The sequence below is a fragment of the Vibrio sp. Of7-15 genome, from assembly GCF_022347565.1.
GTDB lineage: Bacteria > Pseudomonadota > Gammaproteobacteria > Enterobacterales > Vibrionaceae > NORP241.
In genome coordinates, this window is the sequence record NZ_JAKRGH010000011.1 from 35524 (window position 1) to 46231 (window position 10708).

Here is a 10708-nt window from a genome sequence, read left to right on the forward strand (position 1 = left end):
TGTGGGTTGAATTACTCTATCTCGTGATTGCTCATCGTTTGTTTCACTGCATGTGCGATAGACGCAACATATGGCGCTTTCAACATCGAATTATGCTCTCCGAGCACCTCTTGATAGGTGACTGGTTGAGTCATCCAACGCTGATAATCCGCCATGACAGGCTCTAAGATAGGCTTGAGTTCATCACAATAAAGTAATGTCACACGTCCATGAAACTCCCCTTGAGGTTCGTAGCTTCGGTTCATCAAAGATTGGTTTTGATATACCGCCCAAAAATCCTCCATTGAGAACGTTTGATCCACACCAAACCCCATCTCTGACAGTCGCTGACGTACCTCATGCGTAGCTAGCGTTAAATCAAAAGCCTGCTCAGAAGGCAACGAGATACCAAGCCAATCACATAATCCGGCGATGAAAGCCGATTTCACATCTGACTCGCAGTCCTCTACTTCCTCCCCAGCAAAGACATCATTGGTCAAAAGAACGTCCAATAAGAATACATTGACGCTTATCCCCGCAGACTCCAGTTGCCTCCCGACTTCCAGTGCAACACGCCCGCCAAACGAATGCCCCATCAACCAAAGTGGCTGCTCACTCTTCTGGCTTTTAAGCTCTTCGACATAATTGGCTACCATGGCATTAAAATTGTCAGACGTTTCCCCTTTACCTAACATCCCTGGGGCATCGAATGCATGAACATTAACCTCACCGGCTAACGCCTGTGCCAAAGCAGAAAAACCAATCGACATGCCACCTAGGCCCGGGAAACAATACAGCGACTGCCTTGCTCCCTCACTAAACGTTACCCTATTCGTGACGGATTCATTCACAATATCGTTGGTCGTTCGCCCATCAATAACCAAGGCCAATTCAGTTAAAGTCGGAGCAGAAAACACATCTTTAACGGCTAACGTAACCTGCATCTGTTGAGCTATCTGAGTAACCAAACTGACAATGAGCAGAGATTGCCCTCCTATTTCGAAGAAGTTCGCTTCTCTGCTAATAAGATCAGGATACTCTAGAAGATTTTTCCAGATCTGAGCCAGTTTCATTTCTGTTGGCGTAACAGGTTTAACATACGCAGCGCCCACTGACTCTACAGTAAGCTGAGGGAGCGCTTTTCGATCAATTTTCCCATTAGGTGTCAAAGGCAACGCTGCCAGAATATGAATGGCCGCAGGCACCATATAATGTGGTAAATGCGTCTGCAATCCACGTTGGATGCTATCTTTTATGGCACGATGATTGTCCGGTGCAGAGTCACTGTCAGCCAATACCACATAACTCACTAAAGCTGGCTCCGCATTTGCTCCTATGTGTTGAATGCAAGTCACAGCCTCACTTACCTGTGGGTCTCGCAATAGAACCGTTTCAATCTCGCCCAGCTCAACCCTAAAACCTCGAATTTTAACTTGATTGTCTAAGCGCCCCATATATGCGAGTGTATTTGGCGTTAACCAACGGACTTGATCCCCAGTCCGATATAAACGACTTGATTTTTCATCAAATGGATTCGGGACAAACGCTTTCTCTGTCAGATCTTCACGGTGAAGATAATGCCGAGCTAATCCGTGCCCCCCAATATAAAGCTCCCCAGCCACTCCAGCAGGGACAGGCTCCATCATGGCGTTCAATACATAAAACTCGGTATTATCAATCGGCCCACCAATTACCGCCGCTTCATCAGCCAAACTCAAACGACGCACAGCTGACCACACACAAGTTTCCGTTGGGCCATACATATCCCAAAGAGTGTGTTGTTCACTCAGTAACAGTCCAGATTTCAAAGCGGGGCTCATCGCTTCACCACCACACATCATGGTTAGGCTAACCGGAGGCTGCCAACCAATGTTAAGCAACATTTGCCATGTAGCTGGGGTCGCTTGCATTGCGGTCACATTATGCTGGGCATGTAAATGAGAAAGCGCGTATGGGTCCATCACATCATCCGAATTCGCCATCACAATCTGTGCCCCACTGATCAGCGGTAAAAACAGCTCTAGCGTATGAATATCAAACGACATTGAGGTGACGGCTAATAAGGTATCTTCGGCCTGTAAGCCCGGCTTTTTTTGCATTGATAACAAAAAGTTCACTAACGAACCGTGCTCAATGGCAATGCCTTTCGGTTTGCCCGTTGATCCAGAGGTATAAATCACATACGCAAGATCCTTCGCCTGAATTGTGGGAAACGCCTCTTTAAACGATGAACCATCGGCATCAAGAGTGTTAGGTAGCTTATCCATGCATACCGCTTGAGTTTCTTCAGGCAAATGTTCACATAAGGAAAAAGAGGTGAGAGTTACCTGCGGCCTCGCATCCTCAATCATATGACCGATTCGTTCATTCGGATAGCGAGGGTCAAGCGGAACGTACGCTCCGCCAGCTTTCCCAATCGCTAACATCGCCACCAGCATGTCAATTGAGCGCGGCAGGTAAACTCCTACTAAGCTATTTGTTTCTACCCCTTGTTTTTGAAGCGCATACGCCACTTGCGACACTCGATGGTTCAGCTCTCCATAAGTCAGTGATTGTCCGTCACACGTCACAGCACAGCGCTGTGGGTGACGTTGAGCTTGGGCTTGAAACAAAGCTAAAAAGCTGTGTTGCTCTGGCTGAATTACTTGAGTCTGATTGTATTCAACGAGCAAACGTCGACGCTCATGATCATCAAGCATCGGTAAACTAAATAGATTACGATCAGGGCTATGGATCATGGCTTCAAGAAGTTGCTCGAAACACCCTGCCATACGTTCAATTGTTGACTCTTCAAAAAGGTCTCGACAAAATTCCCAACCCAACACCATCTTTCCGTCGCTCTCTATTGCGTGAAGCGTCAAATCGAATTTCGCAATTGCGTTGTGAGGATCACTCAAATCAACAGCTTTAAAGCACGACACATTATTGTCCGTCTCACCACTTTCTTGGCTAGTTAACGACAACATGACTTGGAAGAGCGGATGATGACTCAGGCTTCTTTCCGGTTGGATCACCTCCACCAAACGCTCGAAAGGCACTTGCTGATGCTGGTAAGCGTCTAACGCTGTCGTTTTACATTGCTCAAGAAGTGAGTTGAAGCTTGGTGATAGACTTAAATCACAGCGTAAAACTAAGGTATTAGAGAAGAAACCAATCAAATCGGCCACCTCGGCTTGTTCACGGTTAGCAACAGGCGTACCGATCACAATGTCATCTTCACCACTGAATCGGCTCAGCAAAGCAGATAAGGCCGCATACAACCCCATAAACATTGTCGCGCTGTGCTGCTTGCACACCGAGTCCAATTTGGCTGTCAACGATTCGGACAACTCTGAGGTAAACAAAGACCCTTGATAAGACTGAGTTAATGGTCGTGGTTTATCCAATGGCAATGAGTGTATCTGAGGCAAACCCGCTAATTGGCTTTTCCAGTAGTCTAACTTGTCTTGTAACAACGAGCTGTTGAGCCATTGCTGTTGCCATACTGCGTAATCTCCATATTGCAGCGACAGTGGAACCAATGGATTGGAAGAACCAGAAAGATAAGCCTCATAGAGCTTGGTAAATTCTTGAGTAAAAATCTCTAGTGACCAACCATCCGCCACAATATGATGGCATGTCAGTAAGAGCAGATTTTCGTTATCTGAAACATGCACTACCTGAGCGCGAATCATGAGATCTTTTTCTAGATCAAAAGCGATACTTGATTCTTGTGATGCGACGGTTCTTATCTTTTCTTCCTGCTTTATTCCCTCAAAATCACTCACATCGGTATACGTCACGCCCACTTGTTCTGGTGTAGGCTGAATGATCTGCCATCCCTGACCATCACGTTGCAAAAATGCGGTCCGTAGGATTTCATGCCGATCAATCAACGTACGTAAAACGGATGAAACAATCGACGGCTCCAACCTTCCCTGATAACAAAGCGAAAGGGACATGTTGTAGTGCGCACTTGCTCCTTCCATTTTGTCAATAAACCACAGCCGCTGCTGAGTATGAGACAAAGGAAGCAATCCTGAGCGATCAGACGGGTGGACTGCTTTCTCATTTCCCCCCTCACCTGTTACCTCCGCCGCTTCAATGAGCTGTGCCAATTGCGACAGAATCGAGGTGGAAAAAAGATCCTTCACCGTCAATGAAGTATTAAAGTTCTGTCGAATAAGACCTAATAATTGAATCGCTTTTAAAGATTGTCCGCCAATATCAAAGAAATTCGCCTGCCTGCTGATCTGATTTTCTTCTAGCGACAAAACCTCTGCCCATAAACCGACCAATGTATGCTCTGTTTTTGATACTGGTGGTTCATACGTTTCTTTACCCACTGTTAACGCGGATTTAGGCAGCGCACGACGATTCACTTTTCCGTTAGGCGTTAAAGGCAGCGCTTCCATGAACACCAAATCCGCTGGCAACATATGGTGTGGTAGTTTCTGATTAAGTGCAGCTAAGAGTTCCTCTTTCAGAGTTGGAGCCACGTCTGAGGAGGTTGGCACCAAATAACTCACCAATTGGCGATCAAACGAAGTTTGACCTTCCACATCGATGGTGATGACTTCTGCGACATGAGGCTGTGCCAAAATTTGGGCGTCAATCTCGCCCAATTCAATTCTAAAGCCGCGAATTTTCACTTGATGATCCAAGCGGCCAAGGTATTCCACTTCACCACTGGCGTTCCATCGCGCTAAATCTCCAGTTTTATACAAACAAGCATTAGGCTGATCACTGAATGGATTTGGAATAAAACGCTCTTTGGTCAGCTCTTCTCGATTCAAATAGCCTCGTGCGACCCCATCACCTCCAATGTACAGCTCACCGGGTACACCTAATGGCGCTAATTGATGCGCTTCATTAAGAACATACAACTGAATATTATTGATCGGTTTGCCAATAGGGACGGTGGTATAGTCCTTATCAGCACGACACGCATGCCACGACACATCAATGGCCGCTTCGGTTGGCCCGTACAAATTGTGCAGTTCTGCGGTGTGTGTCTGCGTCCATTGTTTTGCAATTTCGGCAGGCAATGCCTCTCCGCTGGCAAATATACGCTTAACACTTTGGGCTCGGTTTTGATATTGGCCATCAAGCATAAATGCAGCTAACATCGGCGGCACAAAGTGCAACGTGGTTATCGCGTGTTTATCTATTGTATCGAGCAAATAATCCACGTCTTTATGGCCGTCTGGTTTAGCAACAACGAGCTGCGCCCCTGTCATTAATGGCCAAAAAAATTCCCATACGGAAACGTCAAAACTAAACGGCGTTTTCTGCAATACTTTATCGGCACTGGTCAGCGGAAACTCTTGCTGCATCCACAATATTCGATTCACCACCGCTTGATGTTCGTTCATCACCCCTTTTGGCAACCCGGTCGAACCTGACGTATAAATCACGTAAGCCAAATGGTTCGAAGTAAGCTCATTCAGAACAGGATTGGCCATTAAATCAAAGCCAACATCGGGGGTATCTAAGCAGATCGTGGTAACCTCAGCGGGTAATAGGTTCTGCACTTCTTTGGTCGTCAGAATTACGTCTGGTTGCGCATCCGACACCATAACGGCCAACCTTTCATTCGGGTAATCCGGATCCAAAGGCACATAAGCCCCACCCGCCTTCAATGTTGCTAATAAGCCAATCACGAGCTCTAGTGAACGATAACAGCACACCCCCACTAAGCTGTCAGGACCAACACCCCTGTCAATAAGCTGGTTTGCTAAGTGATTCGCACGCTGGTTCAGCTCTGCGTAACTCAGAGATTCCCCCTCAAAATGAACGGCTGGGGCATCGGGGTTTTTTGCCACTTGCTCTTCAATCAAAGAATGAATCGTGGCCGACTTCGGATAGTCAACCTCCGTTTGATTAAATTCACACTCAAGTAAAGAGCGCTCCGTTGGCGTAAGTAAAGGCAACTCCATGACACAACGATTCGGAATAGATAATAGCCCCACGAGCAATTGAATAAAGCTTTCACTCAACCTGTAAATGGTCGCTTCATCGAAAATCGAGGTCGCATATTCCCACCCCAAGGTGATCTCATCGCCTTCTTCAACAGCATGAAGAGTCAGATCAAATTTTGCGACTCGATTTTCATTGCCTGCCGTCATTGAGGTGACTGGCAATAAATCAATGGCCTCTGATTTTGTTTCACTTGCAAACGTCAACATGATTTGAAACAGCGGTGAATGTGCTGGGTTTCTTTCTGGTTGTAACACTTCCACCAATTGCTCGAATGGCATTTGCTGATGCTCATAAGCCCCTAATGCTCTGTCCTTGCATTGAGCCAACAAGGCATGAAAACTGGGTGATGCACTCAAATCACAACGCAATACCAATGTATTGGCAAAAAATCCAATTAAGTCGCTGACCTCAAACTGCTCCCGGTTTGCCACTGGCGTACCAATCACAATGTCGTGCTCGCCACTAAAACGAGAAATTAACGTAGCAAAAGCAGCGTGTAAGCCCATAAATGTCGTCACCGACGCTTGCTTACAAAACATTTTGAGCTGTTGTACTAGATGGCGAGGGATCACCGATTCCACAACATTGCCTTCATAGCTTTGTGTTTTTGGTCTTGGGCGATCCAAAGGCAACCCATGTACAACAGGTAGCCCTTCCAATTCCCCTTGCCAATAACTGAGTAATCTTTGCTGTGTTTCCCCTTGTAGCGCCCCTTGTTGCCATAACGCATAATCACCATATTGAAGTGCAAGTGGTGAAAGAGGATTTTTCTGGCCTTTTGTAAACGCAAAATACAGCTCAGAAAATTCTTTCATGAGCACATCTAACGACCAACCATCCGCTGCGATGTGATGTAGCGTTAACAATAAAACATGGGCGTTATGGTGTTGAGTGAGCACCTCAGCTCGAATCATTAAGTCTTGGCTTAAATTGAATGCCTGCTGAGCCTGATTGTGACGTGACATTGAAATCAAACGCTGCTGCTCAGATTCACTCTGACTACGTAAATCAGACACCGATAAAGGAAATCGCTCAATACGTTCACCGACCTGCTGGACTGCTTCATTTTCTTCTGTCACAAATTGGGTGCGCAGTATCTCATGTCGATTAACCAAGGCTAACAACGCATTTTCCACCGCGATGAGATCACACTCCCCACTCCATTGAAAGGCCAAAGGCATGTTGTAGTGGCAACTCCCGCCCTCTAGCTGATCGATAATCCACAATCTTTTTTGCATGTGAGTCAGAGGCAGTGATCGCCCACGATCAGCCGCTTCAATCATCAATGGTTCCTGGTGCTTAAGCACCTTGCTCTCACAGTTAGATTCACGTCGAGATTCAATGAATAGCGCTAACTCTCTAAGCACTGGATACACAAAAATATCTTTCATTACTGCATCAACAGTAAAGGTTTGGTTCATGCGCCCCAGCAATTGGATTGCCTTGAGCGATTGGCCGCCAATTTCAAAAAAATGAGCATGACGGCTCACCGACTCCACATTAACATCAAGAACTTGCGCCCACAGTGTTGCCAGCCTGTGCTCTATTTCGGTTTCGGGGGCTACGTAATTGTCATTGAGCAACTGGGTTGATGGCTGAGGCAGTGCTTTACGATCAACTTTGCCATTGGGTGTCAAAGGAAACGCATCCAGAATAACAATTGCGGAAGGCACCATATAATGAGGAAGCTGCGTCTTAACATGCTGAAATAAAACGGCGTTAGTATCAAGGTTCGACGCATCTTTAACGGAAGCGATTTCATCACAAACCACTTGATTTAAAATCACATAACTTATTAATTGAGCGTCTCCATTGCTCTTTCCTTTCGCAGCTACGCTGATCACCTGATTCACCATATCGTGAGATTGCAGCGCGGCATCAACAGCCCCTAACTCAATACGAAAACCACGAATTTTCACTTGATGATCAAATCGGCCTAAATACTCAAGTTCACCGTTTTCTAATCGTCGCACGCGATCCCCAGTTCGGTACATTCGCTCACCCGGCATGTAGGGATTGGGTAGAAACGCGGCATTTGTCAGATCATCTCGATGCAAATACCCTCGCGCTAAACCATCACCAGCAATATACAGCTCACCGGGAACACCGTCTGGGGTCAGTTGCCTTAGCTCATTTAAAACATAAAACTGGGTATTGGCGATGGGCGTTCCGAGGGTAATGCGTGACTCAGTATGCAGTTCCTTAGCCGATGACCACACTGTGGTTTCCGTTGGACCATACACATTCCACAACTGATGTTGATCGCTGCTAAGCAACGCCGACTTTAAAGCCTCGGGCATTGCTTCCCCACCGCAGATCATTCGAAGACGAGCTGAGCTGCGCCACCCTTGATTCACTAGCATTTGCCAAGTTGACGGTGTTGCCTGCATTAAGCTCACATCATGCTCAACAATCAATCCCGATAATCGTTCAGGGCTCAAAGTATCCGGTGTTGACGCAACAATTAGATGAGCACCAGTTAGCCACGGCAAATAAAGCTCTAACACATGAATATCAAACGAAATTGACGTAACGGCCAGTAAAGTGTCGTCTTCTTTTATCCCAGGCTGTTGTGCCATTGATTGTAAAAAATTCACGACGGATTTATTTTCAACCGCAATGCCTTTGGGCTCCCCTGTCGAGCCAGAAGTATAGATAACGTACGCCAAATCATGGCTACTTGAGTGACGGCGTAACGGGTTAGCATCGTATTTGATGTCAGCCTGCACCATTTCATCCACAAGCATGAAGTCAACCTCACTGGAGAGACCACCAGCCAATTCCTTATTGGTGAGCACCAAACGAGGTTTACTGTGATGCAACATACCTTGGATTCGCTCTGGAGGGTAGTTCGGATCCAACGGTACATAAGCACCGCCGGATTTTAATACCGCCAGCAAAGACACCAACATGGCCATCGAGCGCTCAAGATACACACCGACTAACGTATCTGGGCCGATCCCGCGAGTTTGAAGCTCTAGAGCCAGTTGATTGGCTCTTTGGTTGAGCGCTCGATAAGTCAAGGTTTGAGAGCCGAAAGTGACAGCGTCAGCATCTGGTGATGTGGCCACTTGAGCTTCAAATAAACTCGCTACGCTTTGAGAAGGCAACTCAACAAACGTATCATTAAAAGCCTCTACCGCTCGGTACTGCTCTTTATCCGATAGCATAGTAGCACTAAAAACGGCCTGACTAGGCGACTCTGCCATTGCGGCCACTAGCAAGCTAAAACTGTGTGCTATGCGTTCAATGGTTTTGGTATCAAACAGATCGGTACTAAATTCCCAATCCAGTAGTAGCCCTTGATCTTGTTCTTCAACATTTAATGACAAGTCAAACTTCGCGTTTTTGCCCGCAATGCCCACATCAGAAAAGCGTAATCCATCAAGCGATAAGTCGCCCACCTGATTATTTTGCACAGCCAACATGATCTGGAACAATGGGTGATAACTAAGATCTCGGCTCGGATTGAGATGCTCTACGATTTTTTCAAAAGGCGTCTGCTGGTGGGTAAAGGCGTCCAACGCAATACGTTTACTTTCTTTAAGCACATCGTTAAAGCTCGCATCAGAAGGCAGTTTTTGTCTTAACACCAACATATTAACGAAAAACCCAATAAGACCTTCGATTTCATGCTGATCTCTGTTTGCCGCCGTGGTCCCTATCACAACATCACGCTCGCCACTATAACGAGCAATTAAGACACTCAGTACACCATAGATCCCCATAAACAATGTGGCGCCCTGCTCAGCACAGCACGCTTTAAAAGCCTTGGCAACACTGGATGAAATTTCGGTTTGTAAGTGTTGGCCTTGATAAGAAGGCTGGCTCGGCCTTTCTCTATCCAATGGCAAGCCATGTAAACTGGGCAGATCTGCTAAACAGCCTTGCCAGTGTTCCAGCTGCTGTCGGAGGTTTTCACCGCTCAGCTGCTCCCGTTGCCAGGCAGCATAATCCACATATTGAACTGTTATTGGTGCCAATGTGTTTGCTTTATCATCGACACATTCTCGATAGAACTGATTCAACTCTTCGGTTAACACCCCCATCGACCAACCATCCGCGGCGATATGGTGGACAACGATGAGCAAAATAGCATTCCTCTCATCGATCACCCATAAGTGGCAACGCATCAAAGTATCTAACGATAAGTCAAAGGTATAGCTGGCTTCTTTTTCAAGATCAGGCTGGATGTTCTGTATAACATCATCAATGGTCTGATCATCACCCACACGAAAACGCGGATCTTCTGTCAGAGACAGATCGGTTACTTCAAAGGAAAAATCGACGGGGAGCGCTTTAATTTTTTGCACTGCGTGCTCGTTTTCTCCTTGAAACACTGTACGTAAAGCACTGTGGCGAGCAATGATTTTTTCAAATGCCTTATGTAATCCTTCCCTGTCTAACGATCCGTTAATATGCAATGCTGTCGGAATGTTGTAATGCGAACTTCCCCCTTCTAATTGATCCAACAGCCACAGACGTTGCTGCGCAAAAGACAGCGCAGATTCTGTTCTCTTTTTGTCTGGGATCGCAATCTGTGAGTCTCGATGTTTTGCCTGTTTTTGCTGCTTCTTTTTTGCCAACAATTTCTCTACTAGCGCACGTTTTTCCGGCGATAAATTATCGAGTTTATTCTTAATTTGAGTAGCCATACTCTGTTCTCATTCCATTAATTTTGTGTGGCAATATGGCCCTGCCGATAATCGACAGAGCCTTTGCGTATTATTCCATGAGGGATTAGGTCATTGATTTTCTAGAGTGAAAC

General features: G+C 46.2%; 1 protein-coding gene. It reads right to left on the bottom strand.

Going from position 1 to position 10708, the window contains the following annotated elements; translation table 11 throughout:
• Nucleotides 1-11 precede the first annotated feature (11 nt).
• Nucleotides 12-10595, bottom strand: a complete 10584-nt coding sequence (locus MHO82_RS13285) for a non-ribosomal peptide synthetase (RefSeq protein ID WP_239184435.1) — start codon at nt 10593-10595, stop codon at nt 12-14.
• Between the last annotated feature and the right edge of the window lie 113 nt (nt 10596-10708).